Source organism: Paraburkholderia sp. EB58, from assembly GCF_050436665.1.
Classification (GTDB): domain Bacteria; phylum Pseudomonadota; class Gammaproteobacteria; order Burkholderiales; family Burkholderiaceae; genus Paraburkholderia.
In genome coordinates this window covers 1-23,948 of sequence record NZ_JBNDMQ010000048.1, presented here as the reverse complement: position 1 = coordinate 23,948, position 23,948 = coordinate 1, and the positions used below count along the sequence as shown (strand labels likewise).

The window sequence follows — 23,948 nt, the reverse complement described above, 5'->3', positions numbered from 1 at the left end:
TAGCCCCATGTTTCAGAAATAACGCTATTCCCCATTTTCCAAGGTGACTTTTTGATGAGCTCGACACGCACGATCGAACGCACGTACCCGGCGGTTCGCACGACCGAAGGCGGCGGCTTTATCGTCCACCGCCCGTTTCCGACCCGCATGCTGATGGATTTCGACCCGTTTCTGCTACTCGACGAAATGGGCCCGATCGACTACGCGCCCGGCGAAGCCAAGGGCGCGCCGGACCATCCGCACCGAGGCTTCGAGACAGTCACCTACGCGCTGGAGGGTCAGTTCGGTCATAAGGATTCGGCGGGCCACTCCGGTACGCTGCGCGCCGGCGACGTACAGTGGATGACCGCGGGCGCGGGCGTCGTCCATAGCGAAATGCCGGACCCGGAGTTCGTGCGCACCGGCGGCCGCGTACACGGTTTGCAATTGTGGGTGAACCTGCCGCGCAGCGACAAGATGATCGCGCCGCGCTATCAGGAAATGCCGTCGGCGCAGATTCCGGTCGCGACCTCCGCGGACGGCCAGGTCAGCGTGAAGGTGATCGCGGGCGAAGCGCTGGGCGTGTCGGCGGCGATCGAAACCCGCACGCCGATTCTATATCAGCATTTCACGCTGCAGCCGGGTGCGAGGATTGAGCATGCTGTTCCGCCTAACTACCGGGTATTCGCTTACGGTCTGTCGGGCAAGGGCTTCTACGGCGAGGCTCGCCGTGAAATCGGCGCGCGCCAGATGATCGTGTTCGGCAACGACGGCGAAACGGTCACGCTGGCGGCTGGTGAGGAGCCGCTCGAGGTACTGCTCCTCGGCGGCGTGCCGCTGAAGGAGCCGGTGGTGCGCTACGGTCCGTTCGTCATGAACACCGAAGACGAGATCCGCCAAGCCGTGACCGACTATCAGGCAGGCCGGATGGGGCAAATTACCCACTGACCTCTACGGCACGAAGCCGGACAATTTCGTTCACAATAGCGACTCATGCCGCGCGCCGCAGCCCCTTGCGCCGCGCGGCGCATTCCGTCCCTGTCCAGGAGCGCGTATGTCAGAGTCCACCGTCACAGCCCACATCGGCTCGACGAATTTTCAGGTTCTTCTCGATGACGGCAAGCACACGTGGCTCGCCGACGAGCCCGAGTCGCTCGGTGGCGGCGACCGCGGCCCTGGTCCAGTGACGTTGTTGCTGTCGAGCCTCGGCGCATGCACGTCAATTACCCTGAAGATGTACGCGCAGCGCAAGGGCTGGCCGCTCGCCGACGTCCGGGTGACGCTGTCGATCGAGACCGGCGACGAAGGCTCGACGATCGACCGGCGCATCGTGCTCGAGGGCGATCTGACGGACGAGCAGCGGGAACGTCTATTGCAGATCGCCAATGCGTGCCCGGTCCACAAGATCCTGACACACCCGATCTCGGTCCGCACGGGCCTCACCGCTGCCTGAGCCAGCTCGAGCGCACCTTGTCTGGCCCGGACATCATGAACATAGTGCAGCGCTTAAAGAGGAAGCCACCGTTTTGAATTTCGAACACCTTGTCCAGATCAACGATCCGTTGAATCCGTTCGTCGACACCATGACCCGCGATCAGTTGTGGGAAGGGCTGGTGTTGCGCGCCGAACAGCCGCAACTGTTCGTGCTGGGACTCGACACGTGCACGATCCTGTCACGCACCGACAGCACGCTCGAGCGCGAACTGCACTACGGGCAGGTGACCGTGCGTGATCGCGTAACGTTCTCGCCCAATGACAGCGTGCGCTACGACATCCTCGCGACCGAAACCCATGTGGGCGGCTCGCTTACGATGACCATCGAGCAGCCCGACGAACTGCAACTGTTCCTGCGCTTCGAGTACAGCACCACCCTGCCCGTCTCCGACGATCAGGATGCGCGCCAGACGCAGGAAATCGTCAAATCGGCGTACCGCGAGTCGGATATCGATACGGTGCGATTGATTCGCCAGTACGTGCAAGGCCGCAAGGCGCCTGACGCGCTGCATTGAGCATGGGGGCGTGGGGCGGCGGCCGTCCGCCCGCGTCGGGCCACGCGAGTCCGGCACGACTACGCCCCACGCGCCTTGATCCTCGAACACCTCCTTCCCTGACAATCCCCTGACTATCAAAACTATATTCCGATGAATTTATCGACCTTGTAAATGGGAACGATTATCATTTAGAATCACTTCATCGAATCGACAAAACGACGGGACGAATGAACGACCTCACGCGCTCTTCTACGCTTAGCCTGCGCCGCTCCGCCGCCGCTGCGCTGACCAGCCGTCCGAAAGCCAGCACGACAGTAGCCGCTCCGAGACAGACCAGCGAACGCAGCAACGGAGCCGCGCCGAAGACTGGAACTGCCGCGCCGTCGGTACGCAGCGAAACGCTGCTGCAAGGGCACAGCCATGTGAGCATCGTGCATAACGGTGAGACCTACCAGCTTCGCGCCACACGGCTCGGCAAGCTGATTTTGACGAAGTAACGAAGGACGTACCGGGTATTGTGGGGACCACCTCTTCGAGAGGTGTTGGGGCATTAGCCAGCAACGACGGCTTGCACGTGCGATCTAGACCCCTTCGTGCAGATAACCAAGCCAGCCGTCGCAGCAAGCCGTGCCACTTTTTTTGGTTCTCACCAATGCGGACAGGCGCTGGAGCGCGTGTCGCAACTGCTGAATGACAGGAACGACGAAGCCGTGTGGATGACAACATCCACACGGCTTTTGTGCATTTTGCTGCAGCGCAGGCGGCGCTTGCAGCGCAGTTCGCTCAGGCGATCCCGAGGGCCGCGATACCTGCGCGGGCAACCGCCGCATCCTGCTCCGATTTCACGCCGGACACACCAATCGAGCCCACCACTTCGCCTTCGAAGACGATCGGCACGCCGCCCTCCACCATCGCGACCAGCGGCGCGCTCAGGAAAGCCGTGCGGCCATTCTTGACGATGTCTTCATACACCTTGGTTTCGCGCCGGCCGAGCACGGCTGTGCGACCCTTGCCGATCGCCATTTCGACGGTGCTGGGCGCGGTTCCATCCATCCGGTGCAGGTGAAGCAGATGACCGCCGTCGTCCAGGATCGCGACGGTCACGGTCCAATGGTTGGCAGCCGCGTGCGCTTCGGCGGCAGCGGCCATGTTCTTGACGTCTTCGTCGGTCAGTGCAGGTTTGGTTCTCACAGGCGGCCTCTCTGTATCCTGAACTCAACACGCCGTTAGCGCGTCCAGCCCCAAAACATGAGCCACCAGGCACTATCGACGACCGCGAGGGCGGTGATGAACCATACCATTGCGAAGCCGCGCTGGAAAAGCCGCGCACTGTAACGCCGTGTGACGAGCCACGCGAGCCACGCGCTCCACAGATTGGCGACCGCTAGAATCGCGATGCGCAGATCCGACGCCCACCATAGCGAAACATGCTCCGCGCGCAGCAGCGACAGCGTGGTCGCCGACAGCCCGAGAAACACACCCGCGCCGGCAATCGGAATCAGCCCTTGCGCGAGATGATGCAACCGTACCGTGCTAAAGCGGCCCAGCGTGCGGGTGGCGCCCATCAGCAGCACGAGCAACGCTGTGCCGTAGACAAGGCCGGTGGTGAGGATATAGCCGATCACCAGCGTGCCGTCGAGCCACGAAAACACATCGTTCTGCTCAGGGTAATGCGTGAAGAGAAACCACGGTGCGTTGGTGGCGAGCGGCCACGTGATGTCGCGGTCGACCAGCCACGTCGCGAGGAACATCTTCAGGTCGACGAACCAAGTCGACGCCGTCCAGTGAAACGCGCCAATCGCGATGCCAAGCAGGCCATAGAGGATCAACGCGGTGTCCCAGGCGCTCGCCTGCCGGTCGCCGAGTTCCACTATCTCCGAGGACGGCGCGCGCCACGTCAAAGCAATCGCGTCGCGATGGCCGCTGCAGCGGCCGCACATATGGCACGCCGAAGCGCCCTTCATGTTGCGCAGCGGCACGAGCGGTGCGCAATTAATCGGAATCACGCGATGCCCGTGTTCGCCCTCTTTGTATGAGCGGCGCCACGCGTCTTCGTCGACCTTGTAGTGAAATGGCGCGAGCCGCGCCAGAAGCGAAAAAACCCCGTTGACGGGGCACAGATATTTGCACCAGACACGCTTCTCGCGTCCATACAGCAAGCCGATGATCATCGCAGCGAAGGTCGAGCCGCCGAGCACCAGCAGCACCGCTTTCGGATACTGGTAGACGCTCACCATCTGGCCGTAGATCGTGGTCAGGCCAAAGGCGACGAACGGCCAGCCGCCCCAGCGCATCCAGCGCGGGATCGCCCAGCCACGGCCGTATTTGCTGGCGAACTCGGCGAGCGCGCCTTCCGGACAGAGCACACCGCACCACACACGACCCAGCATCACCATCGATAGCAGCACGAACGGCCACCAGATGCCCCAGAACACGAACTGGGCGGCCAGCGTGAGGTTGTTCCAGAGATGCGCGGTCTCGTCGGGCAACGGCGTGAAGGCCGGCACGAGAATCAGAAACGCGTAAACCGCCACCACCAGCCACTGGATGCCGCGAATCAACGTCCCATGCCGCTGCATCCACTGACCTGCCGCAGCGAGCCGCCCGGGACGGCCGGAGTGGGCGGTTTGGGCGGTTTGGGCGGTTTGGGCGGTTTGGCCTGGCGCACCGCTCATGCTGCGCGCCCCGCCGCGCGCTGCGCCGGCTGCCGGTTAGCCCGGCGGGCCAGCAGATACACGACGCCCCAATAGACTGCATAGGCGAGCAGATTGGTCAGCGCAGGATGCGCACGATAGCCCGTGAGCGTGGCGACGAGCGAACCGAACGTGCTCGAATCGTCGAGCAGCGCCGACGTGTTCCACAACTGGTCGACGAGCGTGGGCAGAATTTCCTTGTCGATCAGTTTGTCGACGCCGGTCTGGAACAGGCCCGCGCCGAGAAACAGCAGCATGATTTCGGTCACGCGGAAAAAGAGCCGCCACGAGAAGAACTTGCCGCCCAGTTGCAGTACGTAGAACGTCAGGAAAGCAAGGGCCACGCCGATCAGCACGGCCAGCATCTGGCTGCCGTCCACGTGGCCCGATTGTCCGAAGCCGAGGCCATACAGGAAGATGACCGTCTCGCTGCCTTCCCGCGCAATCGCCAGCGCCACCAGCACGGCAATGCCCCACCAGTTCGAATCGCGGGTGCTCTGTTGCAGCGACTGTTCCATGTCACGCTTGAGCGTGCGGCCGTGCTGTTTCATCCACAGCACCATTTGCACGATCAGCACGCAGGCGACCAGCACCATCGCCGTCTGGAAGTAGTCCTGCGCGTCGCCGGACAGCACTTCGGTGAAACCGATCAGCGCCGCACCGATCGCAATCGCCGCGAGGATGCCCACGCCGACGCCCGCCCACAGATACGGCAAACCGCGCCGCGCATTGTCGTCGCCGTTTTTCAGCCACGCATACAGGATGCCGACGACCAGCAGCGCCTCGACGCTCTCCCGCCACACGATGAACAACACCTGACCCATCGAACTTCTCCTACTGCTTGAGCGGACGCCGTGCGTCCGCATCCAGACCCGGTACCGCTTTGACGAATTTCAACTACTTGGCGACGATCACGCCCTGCGCCTGCTGGTGGAAATCGTCAAAAAACTTGTACTCGCCGGGCGACAGCGGCGCGATCACCACGAACGAATCTGCGCCCGGCGCCAGCACTTTTTCCTTGCGCAACTGCACGCTTTCGAATTCAGCCGCGCCCTTGCCCGTATTGCGCACTTCGATCTTGATGCGCTGCCCGGCAGGTACTTCGATACGCTCCGGATTGAGCTTGCCGTCTGTCATTTCGAGCTTGAAGGTCGGCAGGTCCGCAGCATGAGCGGCGCCGACGAGCGAGGTCGTCATGGCGAGGATCGCAATCTTTCGGTTGATTCTCATTGGCCCTTCCAGAAAACCCGGCTCGCTGCACGGATGAGACGTTCACGTCGCGGCGGTTTTGCCCGGCGCAGCGCACGCACGTGCATGGAGCGTGAATCCGTGAATTAATACCCGCCCTTCTTGCCGATGCCGGCGTACGTGAAGTCGTATTCCAGCGTGAACGGCTTGAACCACGGACCCACGCCGGTTTCCTTGTCGACGTGACGGCCGAAGGCCATGTGGCCCATTTGCATCGGCGGTGCAATGAAGAGCTTCAGGTGATATTTGCCGGGGCCTTGCAGCTTGACGTTGTCGCCATAGTGCGGACCGTCGTCGGCGACCATCGCCATCATGTCGCCCTTCTGCGTCTGGGCAGAACCGGCCTTCGAGAGCTCGTAGCTCACCTGCAGATAGGGCATCCAGTCGCCTTCGGCGAAACCGGTCGGGTTGTTCTTGACAGCGTGAATGTCGGCTTCGAGGTGGACGTCCGACTCCGAGGCCTTGCGCATCATGCCTTCCGGTTCCATCGTGATCGGCTGCAGGTAGACCGCGCCGATTTCCATGCCGCCCTGAATCTGCTGCTTGCCAATGGGATATTCAGCAGCCGTTGCCGACATCGCGGCTACCACCGCGACGGCCACCACGCTGCCGCGCAGAAATGAAGAGACTCGCATTGAAACTCCTTGTTTTTTTAGACTGAGACGACGAGAACCAGGCGGAGAACGGTGCGCCTCGTTCCATTCAAAATCATTTCTCAAAATTACTAACGTTAATGCGAACCATTCTCAATATTGAATGGAGTTTAACATCGTTCAGCGTTGAGAACAATTGACGATGCCAGAGAACCCATCTGCAGAAAGGACTTGGCGTGATGGGGGCATGAGTGATTGTCCCGACAGGGCTGCCATTGCAGCCTTACAGAATGGGTCTGCTCGGGGTCAGATTGAAAATGACACGGTTGGAATCAGGTCCAACGGAGGGACGCGGGTCGGGAGTGGGTGAATTGCAAGCCATGCGGCGGTGCACCGCATGACAAACCGGCCGGCTTCGAGAGAGAGCCGGCCGGTATCTCAGTTGGTGCCGGTCAGATGATCGCCGACATTGGCGCCAAACACACGTTGACGCAACAGCGCGAGCTGGTCGCGCGTCTGGGCCGCCTTTTCGAATTCGAGATTCTTGGCGTGCTCCATCATCTGCTTCTCGAGGCGCTTGAGCTCCTTCGACAACTGCTTCTCGGACATGTCCTCAAACTTGGCGCGTTGTTGCTGCTCCTTCAGTTCGGCGCGCGCTTCGTCGACGTTGTAGACGCCGTCAATAATGTCCTTGATGCGCTTGACCACACCGCGCGGCGTGATGCCCCTCTCCAGATTGAAGGCGATCTGCTTGTTGCGGCGCCGCTCGGTTTCGTCGATGGCGCGGCGCATCGAATCCGTGATGCGGTCTGCGTACAGAATCGCCCGGCCGTTCACATTCCGCGCCGCCCGACCGATCGTCTGGATCAGCGAGCGTTCGGCGCGCAGGAAGCCTTCCTTGTCCGCATCGAGAATCGCCACCAGCGACACTTCCGGAATATCGAGGCCTTCGCGCAGCAGGTTGATCCCCACCAGCACGTCAAACGTTCCGAGCCGCAGGTCGCGGATGATTTCAACCCGCTCGACCGTATCGATGTCGCTGTGCAGATAGCGCACCTTGACGCCGTGGTCGGCGAGGAACTCGGTCAACTGCTCGGCCATGCGCTTGGTGAGCACCGTGACCAGCACACGGTCGCCCGCCTTCACGCGCTCGTTGATCTCGGAGAGAACGTCGTCGACCTGGGTGCGTGCCGGACGCACTTCGATTTCGGGGTCGACGAGGCCCGTCGGCCGCACCAGTTGCTCGGCCACCTGCCCTGCCGTCTTCTGCTCGTAGTCGGCCGGGGTGGCCGACACGAACACCACCTGGCGCATCTTGCGCTCGAATTCGTTGAACTTGAGCGGCCGGTTATCGAGCGCCGAAGGCAGCCGGAAGCCGTAATCGACGAGATTCTCCTTACGCGCCCGGTCGCCGTTATACATGCCGTTCAACTGGCCGATCAGCACGTGCGATTCGTCGAGCATCATCAGCGCGTCGCTCGGCAGATAGTCGACGAGGGTCGGCGGCGGTTCGCCCGGCGCCGCGCCCGAGAAGTGCCGCGAGTAGTTTTCGATGCCTTTGCAAAAACCCAGTTCCTGCAGCATCTCCAGATCGAAACGGGTGCGCTGCTCCAGACGCTGCGCTTCGACCAGCTTGCCGTCGCTGTAGAAAAACTCGAGCCGATCGCGCAGTTCGGCCTTGATCGTTTCCACTGCACGCATCACGGTTTCGCGCGGCGTCACATAGTGCGACGAGGGATACACGGTGAAGCGCGGAATCTTCTGACGCACGCGGCCGGTCAGCGGGTCGAACAGTTGCAGCGTTTCGATTTCGTCGTCGAACAATTCGACGCGCACCGCCATCTCTGCGTGCTCCGCCGGAAAGATGTCGATGGTGTCGCCGCGCACGCGGAACGCGCCGCGCTGAAACTCGGTCTCGTTGCGGTTGTATTGCATCGCGATCAGCCGCGCGATGATGTCGCGCTGGCCAATCTTGTCGCCGGCCCGCAGCGTCAGAATCATCTGATGATATTCGGACGGATTACCGATACCGTAGATCGCCGACACCGTCGCGACGATCACCACGTCGCGCCGCTCCATCAGGCTTTTGGTCGCCGAGAGCCGCATCTGCTCGATATGCTCGTTGATCGACGAGTCTTTCTCGATGAACAGGTCGCGCTGCGGCACATACGCTTCCGGCTGATAGTAGTCGTAGTACGAGACGAAGTACTCGACCGCATTGCGCGGGAAGAACTCGCGAAACTCCGAGTAAAGCTGGGCCGCCAGCGTCTTGTTCGGCGCAAACACGATAGCCGGGCGGCCGAGCCGCGCGATGGTATTGGCCATCGTAAAGGTCTTGCCGGAACCGGTCACGCCAAGCAGCGTCTGGAACGACAGGCCGTCCTCGACACCTTCGACGAGCGTATCGATGGCAGTGGGCTGGTCGCCGGCGGGCGGGTATGGCTGGTAAAGCTGGAACGGCGAGCCTTCGAACGTCACGAATTTCGACTCGTCGAGAGCGTCGTTGACTTCAGTCAGATGATGTTCGGACATGTGTGCGGCACCAGGGCCTGGGCAAAGGACTATTCTAGCGGTTTGCGGAAGTGCGGGCTGAGCGTACGGCCGGAGCCTGGCGCGGTCGAAGGCGGCGGGGTTGTGGGCAACGCTTACGGAGATCTGCGACGGGCATCTGGCCCCTGTTGGGCCGTGCGCCGAATCCGCACGGAGCCGCGGCGCAGCAGCTTTCCTGACTTCCCGCAGCGGCCGGCCGAGTGCCGCGCGCCTGTCTAAACTGATGCCAAAGCGCTGTTTTTCAAGCAAATAATCGGTTTGGGAAGCGGCCGCGGCCCAAAAAACGCGCCAGGATTCGCTACAATGGCATGCTGCGCTCGCTGCTGCTTTTAAACACCGACTGCCTGATTCGGCCTGCCTAACCGCAAGTCCCTGTGCAGGCTTGCTCCGCCGGTGCCGCGGCCATGCTTGAAGCCGTCCCTCTTTTCACTACTGCCGAACCATCATGTCTCTGTTCTCCGCCGTCGAACTTGCTCCCCGCGACCCGATCCTGGGCCTGAACGAAGCCTTCAACGCAGATACGCGCACCACCAAGGTCAACCTGGGCGTGGGCGTGTACTTCAATGAAGAAGGCAAGATTCCGCTGCTGCGCGCCGTGCGCGATGCGGAAAAGGCTCGCATCGAAGCGGCGCTGCCGCGCGGCTACCTGCCGATCGAAGGCATTGCGGCCTACGACGCGGCCGTGCAGAAACTGCTGCTCGGCAACGACTCGCCGCTGATCGCCGCGGGCCGTGTGGTGACCGCGCAGGCACTGGGCGGCACGGGCGCGCTGAAGATCGGCGCCGACTTCCTGAAGCGCGTCAACCCGGCCGCCAAGGTCGCGATCAGCGACCCGAGCTGGGAAAACCACCGTGCGCTGTTTGAAAGCGCAGGCTTCGAAGTCGTCTCGTACCCATACTACGACGCGAAGACCCAAGGCGTGAACTTCGAAGGCATGCTGAGCGCGCTGAATAGCTACGCAGCCGGCACGGTCGTCGTGCTGCACGCGTGCTGCCACAACCCGACCGGCGTCGACCTGAGCGCCGCTCAATGGCAGCAGATCGTCGAAGTCGTCAAGGCCCGCGAACTGGTGCCGTTCCTCGACATCGCCTATCAGGGCTTCGGCGACAACATCGAATCGGACGCTGCCGCTGTGCGTCTGTTCGCCCTCGCGGAACTGAACGTGTTCGTCTCGTCGTCGTTCTCGAAGTCGTTCTCGCTGTACGGCGAGCGCATCGGCGCACTGTCGATCATCACCGGCAGCAAGGAAGAAGCCTCGCGCGTGCTGTCGCAACTCAAGCGCGTGATCCGCACGAACTACTCGAACCCGCCCACCCACGGCGGCTCGGTTGTCGCAGCCGTGCTCGGCTCGCCGGAACTGCGCGCCACGTGGGAATCGGAACTCGGCGAAATGCGCGACCGTATCCGCGCCATGCGCAACGGTCTGGTCGAACGCCTGAAGGCAAGCGGCGTGGACCGCGACTTCAGCTTCGTGAACGCGCAACGCGGCATGTTCTCGTACTCGGGTCTGACGGCAGCACAAGTGGACCGTCTGCGTGAAGAATTCGGCATCTATGCCGTGAGCACGGGCCGCATCTGCGTGGCCGCGCTGAACACGCGCAACCTCGATTCCGTGACTACCGCTATTGCTCAAGTACTGAAGTAATGGCCTGAAGGAAAGCGGCGCGATTGAGCGCCGCTCATTCACTGAATAGGCCTGGCTAGCTTTGGTGGTAAAAAAACGGCGCCCTGTGATCATCAGTTCACAGGGCGCCGTTTTCATTGGACGCTAAAAACCTCAGCGTTTGTCGCGATGGATGTCGTGTGTGACGAAACCGGCATCGTTGTCGGGCAAGGTCAGCCAGTCGGGTTGCACCAAAGAGTTGCGGATGTCCTCCAAACCGCTTTCCCAGTGTTCGCGCATGGTCGACAAGCCGAACTGGAAGTCCTTGAAATGCCCTTCGTACTCCTTCTGCCGGTAGATCAGATGGATGACGTTGTAGCGTTTTGAGCAGGACAAATCTTCCGCCAACTTGCACCAAGGGTCATCGCGGTGTTCGGGCGCCACGCGGTCGAGCACTTCACGCAACACGTGCCTGAAGCGCTGCGAACGCTGCAACATGTCGGTGACGAGGCGCGTGCGGCTCGAATACTGGATGTCCTTCATGCGGCCCTGCACATCGGTGATATTGTCCGGCACGGGCCCGATGGCGCTCCACAGATCCACCTGAAACGCGAGCGTGTCACGGCGTGGCGTGGTCTGCACGACTTCATAGAGCGGCGTGTTGGACATCAAGCCGCCGTCCCAGTAGTACTCCCCATCAATTTCCATCGCGCCGAATCCAGGCGGCAATGCGCCTGAGGCGATGAAATGCTCCGGCCGCAATTTCATGTGCGTGTTGTCGAAGTACGCGAAGTTGCCCGTACCGACATTCACCGCTCCCACCGAGACGCGCATTTCACGCGAGTTGATCCGGTCGAAATCGCACAGCTTCTCGAGCGTCGACTTCATGGGCGACGTGTCGTAGTAACTGGCGTTTTGCGGCGGCCCGGACACGGTTGGCAGAGGCGGCGGGAAGCGCGGTACAAAGAACCCCTTCTGCCCCTGGACGATCGCCCCCGTAGCCTGCATGGCAGTGAAAGCCTTGCGGACCGTGTCGTTGTAATTGAAGAACGCCTGTTCGAGGAACGGTGGCAACGGCGGCGCGAACGCCGGCTGACAGATCGTCTCCCAGAATTCAAGCAGCCGTGCGACGCGATGCTCCGGCGCATTGCCGGCAATGATGGCCGTGTTGAGCGCGCCGATCGAAATGCCGGCCACCCAGTTTGGCTGGATGCCGGCCTCGTCGAGGCCCTGATAGACGCCTGCCTGATAGGCCCCCAGCGCGCCACCGCCTTGCAGCATCAGCGCGATGGTTTCGTATTGCGGCAACTGGATCTGCCGGCTGGCGCGAACGCCAGCCGCTGCTCCCGCGTGCTCGCCATCCCCGTCGCCGAGGGTACCGGCACGCGCCCGCTTGACATTGCGTTGCGCCATAGCGGGCTCCTTATTGCATGAACCAGCCGTGGCTCACAATGAAGGATTGGCCGGTCAAGGCCGCGCTCGGGAAGGTGGAGAGAAACAGCACGGTTTGCGCGACGTCTTCCACCGTGGTGAAGATGCCGTCCACCGTACCGCCGAGCATCACGTTGCGAATCACGTCCTCTTCGCTGATGCCCAGTTCTTTGGCTTGTTCAGGAATCTGCTTGTCGACGAGCGGCGTGCGCACAAAGCCCGGGCAAACGACGTGCGAACGCACGTTGTGCTTCGCGCCTTCCTTGGCCAGCACGCGCGCCAGACCCAGCAAGGCATGCTTGGCTGCGACATAGGCCGACTTCAGCGGCGAGGCTTCATGCGAGTGGACCGAACCCATGTAGATGACGATGCCGCCGCGATCGTCCTTGTACATGTGCTTCAGGGCCGCCTTGGTGGTGAGGAACGCACCGTCGACGTGGATCGCCTGCATCTTCTTCCAGTCGGAAAAAGCGTAGTTCTCGATGGGATTGACGATCTGGATACCGGCATTCGAAATCAGGATGTCGACCGAGCCGAATTCAGCGGCCACCTTGTCGATACCCTGGTTGACCGCTTCTTCGTTCGTGACGTCCATCGCGACACCGATGGCCTTGCCACCGGTTTTTTTGATTTCTTCAGCGACGGCGTTTGCGCCATCCTGATTCAGATCGGCAATCGCAACTGCAGCACCCGCTGCCGACAATGTCAGCGCGATCTGCTTGCCGATCCCGCTCGCCGCGCCCGTAACAACCGCGACCTTGCCATTCAGATTCGTGTTCAGTGACGACATCCAGAGCCTCCATACAGTTGATGAGCAATGAAACCACGACGCGCAGGCGGCGTGAAGCTGACCGAACGGCATAGGCCGTCCAGACGAATGCTGCACTGCGGCCAACTTTGCTATTGTGCATGAACCCCGTGAAAGGCATCGGGAAATCGCGCAGAAATCCGTATCTCTTTAAACTGTATGGATTGCGCCTGATTTGGCGCCCGATTTCGCTGGCAGGATTGGATGCCGGTTGCATCAACTCGCAAGGAGAAATGCATGAACTATCGACGACTCGGCCGTTCCGGCCTGCAAGTCAGTGAACTGTCCATCGGGTCCTGGGTGACCTACGGAAATCAGGTGGATACGCACGCGGCACGCGAATCGCTGGCGGCCGCACGTGATGCCGGCGTCAACTTCTTCGACAACGCCGAGGTCTATGCCGGCGGCAAGTCCGAAGAAATCATGGGACAGGCCTTGAAGGAACTGGCGTGGCCGCGCATCAGCTATGTCGTGTCGACCAAGTTTTTCTGGGGCCTGCAGGAAGCGCCGAACCAGTATCACACGCTGAACCGCAAGTATCTGCTGAACGCGATCGACGCCTCGCTAAAGCGCCTGCAGCTCGACTACGTGGATCTGGTGTTCTGCCACCGCCCCGATCCGAATACCCCGGTCGAGGAAACCGTCTGGGCGATGAGCGACATGATCACGCGCGGCAAGGCGCTCTACTGGGGCACTTCCGAATGGAGCGCGGACGAGATCCGTGCGGCTTACGACATCGCCGATCGGCATCATCTTCATAAACCTGTCATGGAACAGCCACAGTACAACCTGTTCCACCGCAAGCGCGTCGAGCAGGAATACAAGCGGCTTTACGAGGACATCGGCCTTGGGCTGACCACGTGGAGTCCGCTCGCCTCGGGCCTGCTAACCGGCAAGTATCGCGACGGCGTACCGGCTGACAGCCGCGCCCAGTTGCAGGGTTACGACTGGTTGAAGAAGCAGGTCACGGATGCGGGCAGGAACGGCGTTGTCGGCAAGCTCGGCGGCGTGGCGGACGAGCTCGGTTGCACGGTCGGCCAACTCGCGATTGCGTGGATTCTGAAGAACCCTCATGTCAGCACCGTGATCACGGGCGCGTCGCGTGTCGAGCAGATTGGCGAGAACATGAAGGCTCAGGACGTGGCCGCGAAGATCACGCCGGAGGTCAAGCTGAAGATCGAAGAAATCGTCGGCGACACGTACGACTAAACCGCGCTGTCGCGTTCGCCGCGCGAGCGGCGGCGCGGCAAACGCAACCAGTTACCGGCCACCGGCAGCGTGGAGTTCGGACTGCCGGTCAGGTAGCTCACGGTTCTGGTTTTGGTCCAGGTCCAGCCGCCGTTCGGACGGCAACGCGGGCTCGCGTACAATACGCGTCCGCCTTGCACGTGCGCTTCCGGTCGCAACGCGGCGCCCCGCGCGGGCGGACCCACGTTGGGTCCACCGCGGCCCACAATCGACCGGCACGCCCTCTTTCGAGTCTCACCTCATCATGCTCAGTTACCGCCACGCCTTTCACGCAGGCAATCATGCCGACGTCCTGAAGCACGCCGTCGTCGTGCAATTGTTGCGCTACCTCGCCCAGAAAGACAAGGCGTACTGGTACATCGACACTCACGCCGGCGCCGGCGTCTATTCGCTGAAGGAAGGCTACGCCACCAAGACGGGCGAGTTCGAGACCGGCATCGCCAAACTGTGGGGGCGAAAGGATTTGCCGCCCATGCTGGCCGATTATGTGGATGAGGTCGCAGCGCTTAACGCAGACGGCAATCTGCGCTTCTATCCCGGCTCACCGTATCTCGCATGGCGGCTGATGCGCGAACAGGATCGCATGCGCCTGTTCGAACTGCACAGCACCGAGATCGACGTGCTGCAGCACAACTTCCGCGATGCCGGCCGGCGCGCCATGCTCTACGCGGGCGACGGCTTCGACGGCGTCAAGGCCTTGCTGCCGCCACCGCCGCGACGCGCGCTGGTGCTGATCGATCCTTCGTTTGAAGACAAGCGCGACTACACGCGCACGTTGAATTGCGTCGAGGAAAGCCTCAAACGCTTTGCAACCGGCACCTATGCGATCTGGTATCCGCAGGTGACGCGCCCCGAATCGCAACGCTTTCCGGATCAGTTGAAGCGTCTGCAGGAGCGCAACTGGTTGCACGTGACGCTGACCGTCAGCAATCCACCGTCAGATGGTTTTGGGCTCTTCGGTAGCGGAATGTTCATCCTGAACCCGCCTTATACGATGGCTAAAACGCTGAAAGAGACCATGCCGTGGCTGGTGCAGGCACTCGGTCAGGACAAGGCCGCGCAATTCAAGGTGGAACACCGCGGCGATTGAAGGGTGCGCTGTCTCGCAGCGCATGTACCTGACCACCTTACGGCACATGGTCGAGCCGGCAGCCCCCCTAAGGCGGGCGCAGCGTCTACTGCGAATGCTGCACAGGACGGGGCTGCGGACGCGACGTCGACGTGCCACCTCCGGCGGGTAACTGGATGTACGGGGCAACGACGATCGGCACAGACGAGTCCGGTGTGAGCTCGGTAGGCGTCGCGATCGGCTTCGCCTGAACAATTCGCTCGTGCGATAGCGGCGCAGTCTGCAGCACCGTGCCGCTGTGGCCGTCGCTGATGCCCTGCTGCGTGTCGAGTATCAACGGCTGCCCTCCACTCGACGAGGCGGCGAATGCCGTCGGCGCCGCGAGCGTCAACATCGAGACCGTGGTGAACAGCGCTGGGACTACGGCGCCCCGCAAGGAGCGAATCAATCGGACTGGAGCCATGAGCGGACCGGGTTGGTTACGGGAATGCCGGATTGCGCAAAAAAACGCTTTACCTTACCGCGGTAGCAACGTTCAAGCTAGTCGATATTGAACGGCACGAGGAAGTTGGCCGGTGAGCGCCTGACGAAACGCAGACACCAGATATGACAAAGCCCCGCCAATACGGGGCCTTACGCTCTACTACTGCGACTGCGCGATTTGCGCCGCCGCGGGTCAGACGAACTTCAGACTGACTTACAGCGAGTAGCCGTTCGTTTCGAGCGAACGGATGCGCTGTTCGAGCTGGACGATGTCCGACGACGACGCGAGATAAGCCTCACGACGGTTACGTTCAGCGGTTTCAAACCAGGTGCTCAGCTTTTCAAGAATGACTGCAAACATGATGTTCTCCAAGGATCAGAAATGAATCCCCGGTGGGTTGGACATCAGGGATTTCCCTTATGAAGGGTTAACCCGGATTATAGGCTTTTGGTGCAACCTGACCAGTGAAATGCCCGAATGACGTGCATTCCGTTTTGGAATGGTGCATTCTGAATTCGACGACAAGCGACTGATTTTTATAGCTTAAATGATGTTTCGAGCTGATTTTCACGAGATTGGGTCACATATTCGCACCGTATTGGTGCAATTACATGGCCCGGTTGCGACGCGACGTTGTCCAAGGTTGCGCCTTGGGTCATCAGTCGGTGTGGCAGGCGTGGCATGCGGCCATTTCAGGATCGGCGAGACCTTCGATGATTGGGCAATCAGGCCGGGCGTCGCCATGGCAATGCTGAGCGAGATGCGAGAGCGTGTCGCGCATCTCCGTCAATTCCGCGATGCGACGGTCGAGATCGGCGACGTGTTCGAGCGCGATCGCCTTCACCTCGGCGCTCGCGCGCGAACGGTCTTGCCACAACGCCAGCAAACGGCGGATGTCCTCGACCAAGAAACCCAGCCGCCGCGCTTGGCGAATAAAGCGCAGCGAGTGCACCTCCTGCGGACCGTAGACCCGATAGCCGGCCGTCGTACGAGCTTTCGCCGCCAACAGACCGACACTTTCGTAGTAGCGAATCATCTTCGCCGTGACGCCCGACGCGCGGGCCGCTTCACCGATGTTCATAGCTGTTTCCCCACTGTGTCCGCCGATCGTACACCTTCCCACCGTGGGAAGGTCACTCACTGAGGTGCGTGCCGGCAGGCATAATTCAACCATCGCAACATTCATGTTTCTCGAGGCAAAGCAGATGACGATCGAATTTCAGGTAGAAGGCATGAGCTGCCAGCACTGCGTGGCGGCTGTAACCAACGCGATCCGCGAACAGGACGCCGCAGCGCAGGTCAAGGTCGATCTCGCGACCGGCCGCGTGGCGGTCGACTCCGCGCAATCGGTCGATACGCTGAAGGCTGCCATCGACGAGGCCGGTTACACCGTCGTCGACGCTCACTAAAGCGACGTCGCACATGTTCAAGGTTGCAGTCATCGGCGCGTCCGGCTTGCTCGGCCGCGCCCTCGTCGACGAACTGGCGCAACAGACGGACTGGCAGGTCGTATCGACCGCGTTCCGGCGTGCCGGCCAGCACAGGGTCGCGCTCGACATCCGCGACGAGCAGGCAGTCAGGCAGTTTATCGAGCGCGAAGCACCCGATGCGCTCGTCATTGCCGCAGCGGAACGTCGTCCGGATGTCTGCGAGCACGATCCTGCGTTGGCGCGCGCGTTGAACGTCGACGCGATATGCACCCTGGCCACCTCGGCCAGACTACGCGGTGCGTGGGTGTTGTCGATCTCCACCGACTACGTGTTTGACGGCACGCATCCACCCTACCGCTACGATGCCCAGCCGTCTCCGCTCAACGCTTATGGCCGCAGCAAGCTCGAAGGTGAGCGAGCGCTCACTGAGACGACCGAGCTCGGCTGTGTGCTACGTTTGCCGCTGCTGTACGGGCCGACTGTCGATTGGGCGGAATCGGCCGTGACCAGTCTGGTGCCGGCTATTGCGGCATCAGCGGGCGACTCGCAGGACGCAAAAGCAGCCGTGATGGACGCATGGGCGATCCGTTACCCGACGTTCACACCCGACGTGGCGTTCGTCATCCGTCAGATGCTCGAGCGCCATGCGCGTGGCGAAGCGATTCGCGGCATCGTGCAATGGTCGGGCGATGAGCCGATGACGAAGCACGAGATTGCGATCCGCTTGGCCGAAGCGCTGCAACTGGAAGCCAGGCTCACGCCACAGCACACGCCGACGGATGCGACGCCGCGCCCGCACAACTGCCATCTGGATTCAGACCGTCTGGAAGCGCTCGGGATTGGCCGGCGGACGCCGTTCGATACAGCGATCCGGCAAGTGTTGACGAAGTTTCCGTGGCCTCGATGCAACGGTGCAACATAGCGTGAGATCGCTAATCACTTCGGCGAGCCCCGGACGTCTTTGAGGCAGCGAAACCCCCGTCCACATCCGGTTTCCCGGCCTGGCCTGAGTCCGCCGCAGTGGGGACTGTCAGCAAAAATCCCGGCTGGTGGACTGCAATCCACCCAGCAGATGCGACATATCAACCAGCCGATGCGCAACGAGGTGCCGCACTTCCCCTTCACACTGCCAGACACCGTACACCGCGAGCAGCGACGCACTCAACACCTCTTTGCGCTGTTTCTCGAGCAAACCCGGCCACACGATCACATTGACGTTGCCAGTCTCGTCTTCAATTGTCACGAAGATCACGCCTTTCGCCGTGCCCGGCCGCTGCCGGACCGTGACGATCCCACAAGCGCGAGCTAGACGTCCGTTAGGATAACTGCGTAGCGTCGATGCCGGCATCAGCCGGTTGGCCAATAATTGAGGCCGCAGCAATTTGAGCGGATGACGGCCGAGCGTCAAGCCTGCCGAGCGGTAGTCCGCGACGATCTCACTCCCCTCCGATGGCGCGCCCAGTTCCGGCGTCTCATCCTGCACAGCGGCGACGGCCAGCATGTCCTTATCGGGCACAGCCGCAATCGAATGCCACAAGGCCTCACGACGATTGCCTGCGAGCGCGGCCAGCGCATTCGCATCAGCCAGCACGTGCAGATCGTGCCGGTTGAGTTGCGCACGCCGCGCCAGGTCATGCACGCTCTTGAATGGCCGCACCGCGCGCGAATTCTCAATGCGCTCTGCGGCGTCTTCTTTCATGCCGCGCAACAGCGATAGCCCCAAACGAACCGCCGGGCGTTCTTCATCTTCGATCGGTTCGAGCGTCGAGTCCCATCCGCTGACGGTCACATCGGCCGGCAACACCGTGACGCCATGCCGCTGCGCATCCTGCACGAGTTGCGATGGCGAATAGAAACCCATCGGCTGACTGTTGAGCAGGGCGGCAAGAAATGCCTCAGGCTCGTGACACTTCAACCAGCTGCTCGTATAGACGAGCAAGGCGAAACCCGCCGCGTGGCTCTCCGGAAAGCCATATTCGCCGAAGCCCTTGATCTGCTCGAAGATCGCCACGGCGAAGCTTCGCTCGTAGCCACGCTCCTCCATCCCGTTGACGATGCGGTCGTAGTACTTCTCCAGCCCGCCCTTGCGTTTCCATGCGGCCATTGCACGGCGCAGCTCATCGGCTTCGCCTGCCGAGAAGCCGGCCGCGATCATCGCCACCTGCATCACCTGCTCCTGGAAGATTGGTACGCCCTTCGTGCGCTCCAAGGCTTCCCGCAGTCTGTCGCTTGGATAAATTTCAGGATCCAATCCCTGCCGCCTGCGCAGATAAGGATGCACCGCACCGCCCTGAATCGGGCCAGGACGCACAATGGCCACCTCGATGACGAGATCGTAGTATTCGCGTGGCTGCAAACGCGGCAACATGCTCATCTGTGCCCGCGATTCGATCTGGAACACACCGATCGTATCGGCGCGACAAATCATGTCGTACGTCTTTTTGTCACCCTCTGGTATGTCCTGCATATCGAGGCGCTCACCGCGCCGCGCCGATGCGAAGTCAAGCATGCGACGGATCGCCGACAGCATGCCAAGTGCCAGCACATCGATCTTTAGAAGTCCGAGCGATTCGAGATCGTCCTTGTCCCATTCGATCACCGAGCGATCCGCCATCGCCGCGTTCTCCACCGGCACGAGACGCGTGAGCTTGCCGCGGCTGATTACAAAGCCGCCGGAATGCTGCGATAGATGCCGCGGGAAGTTGAGCAGTTGTGACGCCAGTCTGGCCCAAGACTGAATCAACCGATTTTCCGGGTCGAGTCCCGACTCCTCGAAACGTTTCAGTAGATCGTGACTATTGTCGAACCAATGGTGCGACTTCGCGACCGCATCGACGATGTGCGGATCAATCCCCAACGCCTTGCCCGTCTCACGCAACGCACCACGCGGCCGGTAAGTGGACACCGCCGCCGCAATCGCCGCGCGGTCACGTCCATACTTGTTATAGATGTACTGAATGACCTCTTCGCGCCGCTGATGCTCGAAATCGACATCAATATCGGGTGGCTCGCCGCGCTCTTTAGAAATGAAACGCCCGAACAGCATGTTGCTGCGCGCCGGATCCACCTCGGTGATGCCGAGGCAATAACATACGACAGAGTTGGCCGCCGACCCTCTCCCCTGACACAGAATATGCTGGCTGCGCGCGTAACGAACGATGTCATAGACCGTCAGAAAGTACGGTTCGTATTTCAGGTCCGCGATGAGTGCCAGTTCGTTTTCGATCTGTTGCTGGATGTTGGCCGGAACGCCGGACGGAAAGCGCCACTGCGCGCCGATATACGTCTCCTGACGAAGGTACTCGGTGGGCGTGTAACCTTTGGGCACGAGTTCATCGGGGTACTCGTAACGCAAATTCTCAAGCGAGAATGTGCAGCGCTCGAGCACGCTGATCGTTTCGTGCAGTGTCTGCTCGGGATAAAGATTCGCAATGCGCAACCGTGATCGCAGATGCTGCTCGGCGTTAGGCGCGAGATCATAACCGCACTCATGAACCGGCTTGCCGATGCGAATCGCCGTCATCGTGTCCTGCAACGGCTTACGCGAACGTACATGCATCACCACGTTGCCGAGTGCGACGACCGGCACATTCTGACGGTCGGCGACATATTCGACCGCTCCGCGATGGATATCGTCCATCGCGCGCTGATGCAGCACGAGCCCCACCCATGCGCGCCCGGGAAAGGTCGCGTCGAGCCATTCAATTTGCACTTCCAGCGCCTCTTCTTTGGCTGGAAATGCTGGCACCAGAATCGCGAGACAATCGGGCATGCCGCGCAGATGGGCGTTGTCACAATCTGGCCGTGACAGATCTTGCGGCGTCAGCCGGTATTCACCCTTCGGCGCGCGGGTTCGCGCGAGCGTAATCAACTCCGACAAATTGCCGTAGCCCTCGCGATTCTGCGCGAGCAGAATCAGTCCGAACGCGGGGGAACCATCAGCATTGCGCAGCCGAAAATACGAGCCGATCACAAGCGGCAGCTCCGCTTTTTCAGCCGCGACGTGTGCACGCACGACACCCGCAAGCGAGCATTCGTCAGTGACGGCGAGCCCCGCGTAACCGAGCTGCGCTGCGCGCTCGACGAGCTCCTCCGCATGCGACGCGCCGTGCAGGAACGTGAAGTTGGAAAAGCAGAACAGCTCGGCGTACGCCGGCAGCGCAGTGAAGGTCGAGTCCATTGCGCGTCATCCGAACAGGCCGTGAAGAAACCAGCGCGGTTCTTCTTCGGCATCGCGGCTGCTGATACGCTCGCGGTAAATCCAGTAGCAACTGCGGTCGTCAGCTTGCGCAACGAAATAATCGCGCGTGACAAGTTCACCGTCGAACCAGCCGGCTTCGATACGCTCGGCCGGCGACATTATCCGCAGCGGCGAGCCATAGAACGGCCGATGCTGACGCATCAAAAGACGCATGGCCGTGGCCAGCATCCACGTTGGGCGCGGCAGGCTTTCGGGTAGCGCGATCTTCTGCGCCGCCTGGCTGACGGGCACCCAGCGGTTCGCGACTTCCGGCCGGTGATCCGCGGTCGGCGCAGGACGCAGCACGTTTTCGTCGCCAACGCGCGCGATCAACAATTCGATCAGACGTGCGTGATCCTCGGGCGTTCCACCAGGTTCAGGGAACAGGCTATCCGTATCCGGTTCGACCGGCTCGACCTTCGATGCATCGAGCCGCAACGCAATAGCGGGTGCCGCGAGTTCCACGCGATGCAACCGCTCCTTCAGGAGACGCAGCAGATGCTCTTCGCGCCATGCTGGCTCACCGAGCGCGATTTCAATCAGCGTAGGCGGGAGCGCTTGCCTGCCCCGCTCATGTTCGATGGATAGCGTGATCGCGGATACTGCCAACTGCTTCGCGCATAACCAGCCGCAGATCTGCACGATCAAACGATGCGCGGCAAACAGTGCACCGTCTGCGTATTCGAGCCGGTCGGGCAATTCGATATGTGCGGAAAAAGTAGGTGGCGGCTCGAGCCAGTCGAACAGCTCCGGCGCGGTACCGAAGGCACGATCCAGCGAATCCAGCAGATGTTCACCGCAGCGGCGTTGCAAACCGGCGCGAGGCAGACGGCGTACGTCAGCGATTGACTCGCAGCCAAGGCCGGCAAACCAATCGGCGAATAGGCGAATTTCCGGTACCGCGAGCATGGGCAACGGCAATAGCGCGCGCTCGAGCGAGGCGAGCTGCAATACGCGCTGCGCACCTGGCCCCTTCGCGTGCTTCGCCAATAGCCATGCCCCATGCCCGGTCGGCGCTGCGCTGATGCGCGCGGTCAAACCGAGCGTGGCGAGCATGGCCTTCGCCTGCCGGCAAAGCGCCAGCAGGCCGCCGAAAAGCCGCAGACTTGAGCCGACTTCGACGATTACCGTCGCCTCATCGAGTAATGCGACGTCAGGGGAAAACTTCATCAACGCCATTCCGACTTCTCGTTGCGCAGCGGTTTCGCGTGTGAGGTCACGCTCGTACATGACGGTTTCCGGTGACAGCGTCATTACGCCACCGCGTTTCATACCCAGTTGTACGCCAGCCATACGCGCTGCGCTGTCCGCGATTACAACCTTGTCTTTTTCGAGCACGGCACTGCCGTGCTCCGGTTCAGACAACCACCTCGGCTGGAAGACTTCGAGGGGCAACTTCGGCAAGTGGACGGCGAGAAAGACGCGCATGACGGGAAAACAAAACTGGAGTGGGTTGAAGAGAAATCGACAGAGGCTCCGCGCGTGTTGGACCTCGTCGTTTCACGATATCGACCATCAGGCCTTCTGCGGCCGGTCGTAATGCCAGCCGCAATACAGCCGGCGATGAATCCTGAGCCGCCGTTAGAGGGCGGACCATGATGAAGAGCGTCTCGGACGTCTGTGCGGCCAGATGCAAACGCCGCAGCGATGATGACTGCGCATGTTGCGCCCATAAAATCAGCGCGCCACAGCTTCCGGCACGCAGGATCTGTTCAGCGGACCAAAAAGCGTCGGCGGCTTTAGGCGTCTTGATTTGCAACAGGCGATCAAGCGACAGCCCGATATATCCCAGTCCCAGCCCGTCAGGGATGTGCGGCGGCTGGACCAGCGCGACCGGCCGATCGGCTAGCGCGCTGAACGCGGGCCGCAAAAGTCGCATTTCACCAACGCCAGCCTGCTGGACCATCAAATCGACCAGCACGCCAACCGGCCAGCCGCCGCCGGGCAGCTCCGTCGACAGCGCTGGATAGCCCGTATCCACCGTGCGTCCACGCCCACGCGCGAGCTGAGAGGCTCGCCAGAGCGACGGGTGGATCTCTTCGGCGCTGATAGCGGGGATTGACATTGAGCGTGTAGGATACTGTATATATATACAGTATCCTACACGCAAATTGTTTGACGCGAATTGGCACTTTTACGTGGATGGCGATGGGTGCTGAGAGGCCTGCCGGTGCTGGGGACTGGATTCCGTGCCACTCACACTGCTGACCTGCGGAGAACACCGGTCCATGGGGCTGAATGATGGTGACTGTCAGCCAGATACGTATGATGCCGCCGAAATCTTCTGAAGTACAAAAAAACCACTGTGAATTTATACAGTGATTTGAAAGTGAAGTGGTGGCAAGAGGACCGCTGAGTGATGGATGCAGCGGGCGCTACGAATGTGCGAAGGGGCCGTTGCAGATGTGGGCCAAGTGGATCTGTGATTGTGAGGAAACCGCGGACCTAAGGGTCTCTGACATCCGCCTTTGGCTTGCGGTGATAGCGGTCGTGTGAGTTGACTGAGCGGGCTTGCACGCGTTCTGTTTCCGGACGCGTAAACGCAGAAACCCCACCTTTTGCGGGGTGGGGTTTCTGTTTG

The 23,948-nt window shown here is 61.3% G+C and carries 23 protein-coding genes; 9 read left to right on the top strand and 14 right to left on the bottom strand.

The window, feature by feature from the left end; genetic code table 11:
• Nucleotides 1–54: 54 nt before the first annotated feature.
• The 4 genes from P3T40_RS39800 to hemP all read left to right on the top strand — a co-directional run bounded on the left by P3T40_RS39800 (nt 55) and on the right by hemP (nt 2,467).
• A complete protein-coding gene (locus P3T40_RS39800; protein ID WP_429273168.1) occupies nt 55–927 on the top strand; it encodes a pirin family protein in 873 nt (290 codons plus the stop codon).
• 106 nt (nt 928–1,033) lie between these two features.
• A complete protein-coding gene (locus P3T40_RS39795) occupies nt 1,034–1,432 on the top strand; it encodes an OsmC family protein (RefSeq protein WP_429273167.1) in 399 nt (132 codons plus the stop codon).
• A gap of 73 nt (nt 1,433–1,505) precedes the next feature.
• Nucleotides 1,506–1,988, top strand: coding sequence for an SRPBCC family protein (locus P3T40_RS39790; RefSeq protein WP_429273166.1), 483 nt, complete (start codon nt 1,506–1,508; stop codon nt 1,986–1,988).
• Between the two features lie 209 nt (nt 1,989–2,197).
• A complete protein-coding gene (hemP, locus tag P3T40_RS39785; protein WP_429273165.1) occupies nt 2,198–2,467 on the top strand; it encodes a hemin uptake protein HemP in 270 nt (89 codons plus the stop codon).
• Between the two features lie 286 nt (nt 2,468–2,753).
• On the opposite strand, the gene P3T40_RS39780 is transcribed toward hemP, so the two are convergent.
• The 6 genes from P3T40_RS39780 to uvrB form a co-directional block, all read right to left on the bottom strand.
• Nucleotides 2,754–3,161, bottom strand: coding sequence for a GlcG/HbpS family heme-binding protein (locus P3T40_RS39780; protein ID WP_429273164.1), 408 nt, complete (start codon nt 3,159–3,161; stop codon nt 2,754–2,756).
• Nucleotides 3,162–3,196: 35 nt separating this feature from the next.
• Nucleotides 3,197–4,549, bottom strand: a complete 1,353-nt coding sequence (locus P3T40_RS39775; RefSeq protein WP_429273203.1) for a 4Fe-4S binding protein — start codon at nt 4,547–4,549, stop codon at nt 3,197–3,199.
• Between the two features lie 92 nt (nt 4,550–4,641).
• A complete protein-coding gene (locus tag P3T40_RS39770; protein WP_429273163.1) occupies nt 4,642–5,487 on the bottom strand; it encodes an FTR1 family iron permease in 846 nt (281 codons plus the stop codon).
• A 73-nt stretch (nt 5,488–5,560) separates the two neighbouring features.
• Nucleotides 5,561–5,893: a cupredoxin domain-containing protein gene (locus P3T40_RS39765; protein WP_429273162.1), complete on the bottom strand. Its 333-nt coding sequence runs from the start codon at nt 5,891–5,893 to the stop codon at nt 5,561–5,563.
• A gap of 104 nt (nt 5,894–5,997) precedes the next feature.
• Nucleotides 5,998–6,546 carry an iron transporter gene (locus P3T40_RS39760; RefSeq protein ID WP_429273161.1) on the bottom strand — a complete coding sequence of 183 codons (549 nt, stop codon included), beginning with the start codon at nt 6,544–6,546 and terminating at the stop codon, nt 5,998–6,000.
• 396 nt (nt 6,547–6,942) lie between these two features.
• Nucleotides 6,943–9,036, bottom strand: coding sequence for an excinuclease ABC subunit UvrB (uvrB, locus tag P3T40_RS39755; protein ID WP_429273160.1), 2,094 nt, complete (start codon nt 9,034–9,036; stop codon nt 6,943–6,945).
• A gap of 463 nt (nt 9,037–9,499) precedes the next feature.
• Between uvrB and P3T40_RS39750 the strand changes: the two genes are divergently transcribed.
• A complete protein-coding gene (locus P3T40_RS39750) occupies nt 9,500–10,699 on the top strand; it encodes an amino acid aminotransferase (RefSeq protein ID WP_429273159.1) in 1,200 nt (399 codons plus the stop codon).
• A 132-nt stretch (nt 10,700–10,831) separates the two neighbouring features.
• Here P3T40_RS39750 and P3T40_RS39745 read toward each other — a convergent pair whose 3' ends face one another.
• On the bottom strand, nt 10,832–12,070 hold the full coding sequence (locus P3T40_RS39745) for a DUF3734 domain-containing protein (RefSeq protein WP_429273158.1): 1,239 nt from the start codon (nt 12,068–12,070) through the stop codon (nt 10,832–10,834).
• 10 nt (nt 12,071–12,080) lie between these two features.
• Nucleotides 12,081–12,878 (bottom strand): 3-hydroxybutyrate dehydrogenase, encoded by a 798-nt coding sequence (locus tag P3T40_RS39740; RefSeq protein WP_429273157.1) that lies wholly within the window; start codon nt 12,876–12,878, stop codon nt 12,081–12,083.
• Between the two features lie 255 nt (nt 12,879–13,133).
• Here P3T40_RS39740 and P3T40_RS39735 point away from each other — a divergent pair, with 255 nt between their 5' ends.
• A complete protein-coding gene (locus P3T40_RS39735; RefSeq protein ID WP_429273156.1) occupies nt 13,134–14,105 on the top strand; it encodes a potassium channel beta subunit family protein in 972 nt (323 codons plus the stop codon).
• A 283-nt stretch (nt 14,106–14,388) separates the two neighbouring features.
• Nucleotides 14,389–15,234, top strand: coding sequence for a 23S rRNA (adenine(2030)-N(6))-methyltransferase RlmJ (locus P3T40_RS39730; protein ID WP_429273155.1), 846 nt, complete (start codon nt 14,389–14,391; stop codon nt 15,232–15,234).
• 85 nt (nt 15,235–15,319) lie between these two features.
• On the opposite strand, the gene P3T40_RS39725 is transcribed toward P3T40_RS39730, so the two are convergent.
• The 3 genes from P3T40_RS39725 to cueR all read right to left on the bottom strand — a co-directional run bounded on the left by P3T40_RS39725 (nt 15,320) and on the right by cueR (nt 16,778).
• Nucleotides 15,320–15,676: a hypothetical protein gene (locus tag P3T40_RS39725; RefSeq protein ID WP_429273154.1), complete on the bottom strand. Its 357-nt coding sequence runs from the start codon at nt 15,674–15,676 to the stop codon at nt 15,320–15,322.
• 234 nt (nt 15,677–15,910) lie between these two features.
• Nucleotides 15,911–16,057, bottom strand: a complete 147-nt coding sequence (locus P3T40_RS39720) for a DUF3563 family protein (protein ID WP_429273153.1) — start codon at nt 16,055–16,057, stop codon at nt 15,911–15,913.
• Between the two features lie 298 nt (nt 16,058–16,355).
• On the bottom strand, nt 16,356–16,778 hold the full coding sequence (gene cueR, locus P3T40_RS39715) for a Cu(I)-responsive transcriptional regulator (protein WP_429273152.1): 423 nt from the start codon (nt 16,776–16,778) through the stop codon (nt 16,356–16,358).
• Between the two features lie 124 nt (nt 16,779–16,902).
• Between cueR and P3T40_RS39710 the strand changes: the two genes are divergently transcribed.
• Together P3T40_RS39710 and P3T40_RS39705 are read left to right on the top strand one after the other, a co-directional pair.
• Nucleotides 16,903–17,106 (top strand): heavy-metal-associated domain-containing protein, encoded by a 204-nt coding sequence (locus P3T40_RS39710; protein ID WP_429273151.1) that lies wholly within the window; start codon nt 16,903–16,905, stop codon nt 17,104–17,106.
• A 13-nt stretch (nt 17,107–17,119) separates the two neighbouring features.
• The gene (locus P3T40_RS39705; RefSeq protein ID WP_429273150.1) at nt 17,120–18,049 is read left to right on the top strand and encodes a dTDP-4-dehydrorhamnose reductase family protein; all 930 of its coding nucleotides are present in this window, start codon (nt 17,120–17,122) and stop codon (nt 18,047–18,049) included.
• A 108-nt stretch (nt 18,050–18,157) separates the two neighbouring features.
• On the opposite strand, the gene P3T40_RS39700 is transcribed toward P3T40_RS39705, so the two are convergent.
• Genes P3T40_RS39700 through imuA form a run of 3 tightly spaced genes read right to left on the bottom strand, consistent with a single transcriptional unit; the run spans nt 18,158 to nt 23,432 of the window.
• Nucleotides 18,158–21,307 carry an error-prone DNA polymerase gene (locus P3T40_RS39700; RefSeq protein WP_429273149.1) on the bottom strand — a complete coding sequence of 1,050 codons (3,150 nt, stop codon included), beginning with the start codon at nt 21,305–21,307 and terminating at the stop codon, nt 18,158–18,160.
• Nucleotides 21,308–21,313: 6 nt separating this feature from the next.
• Nucleotides 21,314–22,795 carry a Y-family DNA polymerase gene (locus tag P3T40_RS39695; RefSeq protein ID WP_429273148.1) on the bottom strand — a complete coding sequence of 494 codons (1,482 nt, stop codon included), beginning with the start codon at nt 22,793–22,795 and terminating at the stop codon, nt 21,314–21,316.
• Nucleotides 22,725–23,432 (bottom strand): translesion DNA synthesis-associated protein ImuA, encoded by a 708-nt coding sequence (gene imuA / locus P3T40_RS39690; protein ID WP_429273202.1) that lies wholly within the window; start codon nt 23,430–23,432, stop codon nt 22,725–22,727. Before imuA ends, P3T40_RS39695 begins: the two co-directional genes overlap by 71 nt.
• Between the last annotated feature and the right edge of the window lie 516 nt (nt 23,433–23,948).

Coding starts and splice junctions, on each gene's coding strand:
- P3T40_RS39710 (WP_429273151.1), top strand. CDS start 16,903: ATGACGATCGAATTTCAGGTAGAAGGCATGAGCTGCCAGCACTGCGTG.
- cueR (WP_429273152.1), bottom strand. CDS start 16,778: ATGAACATCGGTGAAGCGGCCCGCGCGTCGGGCGTCACGGCGAAGATG.
- P3T40_RS39760 (WP_429273161.1), bottom strand. CDS start 6,546: ATGCGAGTCTCTTCATTTCTGCGCGGCAGCGTGGTGGCCGTCGCGGTG.
- P3T40_RS39775 (WP_429273203.1), bottom strand. CDS start 4,549: ATGCAGCGGCATGGGACGTTGATTCGCGGCATCCAGTGGCTGGTGGTG.
- P3T40_RS39730 (WP_429273155.1), top strand. CDS start 14,389: ATGCTCAGTTACCGCCACGCCTTTCACGCAGGCAATCATGCCGACGTC.
- P3T40_RS39725 (WP_429273154.1), bottom strand. CDS start 15,676: ATGGCTCCAGTCCGATTGATTCGCTCCTTGCGGGGCGCCGTAGTCCCA.
- P3T40_RS39750 (WP_429273159.1), top strand. CDS start 9,500: ATGTCTCTGTTCTCCGCCGTCGAACTTGCTCCCCGCGACCCGATCCTG.
- P3T40_RS39695 (WP_429273148.1), bottom strand. CDS start 22,795: ATGCGCGTCTTTCTCGCCGTCCACTTGCCGAAGTTGCCCCTCGAAGTC.
- hemP (WP_429273165.1), top strand. CDS start 2,198: ATGAACGACCTCACGCGCTCTTCTACGCTTAGCCTGCGCCGCTCCGCC.
- P3T40_RS39735 (WP_429273156.1), top strand. CDS start 13,134: ATGAACTATCGACGACTCGGCCGTTCCGGCCTGCAAGTCAGTGAACTG.
- P3T40_RS39765 (WP_429273162.1), bottom strand. CDS start 5,893: ATGAGAATCAACCGAAAGATTGCGATCCTCGCCATGACGACCTCGCTC.
- P3T40_RS39800 (WP_429273168.1), top strand. CDS start 55: ATGAGCTCGACACGCACGATCGAACGCACGTACCCGGCGGTTCGCACG.
- P3T40_RS39740 (WP_429273157.1), bottom strand. CDS start 12,878: ATGTCGTCACTGAACACGAATCTGAATGGCAAGGTCGCGGTTGTTACG.
- P3T40_RS39745 (WP_429273158.1), bottom strand. CDS start 12,070: ATGGCGCAACGCAATGTCAAGCGGGCGCGTGCCGGTACCCTCGGCGAC.
- P3T40_RS39770 (WP_429273163.1), bottom strand. CDS start 5,487: ATGGGTCAGGTGTTGTTCATCGTGTGGCGGGAGAGCGTCGAGGCGCTG.
- P3T40_RS39795 (WP_429273167.1), top strand. CDS start 1,034: ATGTCAGAGTCCACCGTCACAGCCCACATCGGCTCGACGAATTTTCAG.
- imuA (WP_429273202.1), bottom strand. CDS start 23,432: ATGTCAATCCCCGCTATCAGCGCCGAAGAGATCCACCCGTCGCTCTGG.
- uvrB (WP_429273160.1), bottom strand. CDS start 9,036: ATGTCCGAACATCATCTGACTGAAGTCAACGACGCTCTCGACGAGTCG.
- P3T40_RS39705 (WP_429273150.1), top strand. CDS start 17,120: ATGTTCAAGGTTGCAGTCATCGGCGCGTCCGGCTTGCTCGGCCGCGCC.
- P3T40_RS39720 (WP_429273153.1), bottom strand. CDS start 16,057: ATGTTTGCAGTCATTCTTGAAAAGCTGAGCACCTGGTTTGAAACCGCT.
- P3T40_RS39700 (WP_429273149.1), bottom strand. CDS start 21,307: ATGGACTCGACCTTCACTGCGCTGCCGGCGTACGCCGAGCTGTTCTGC.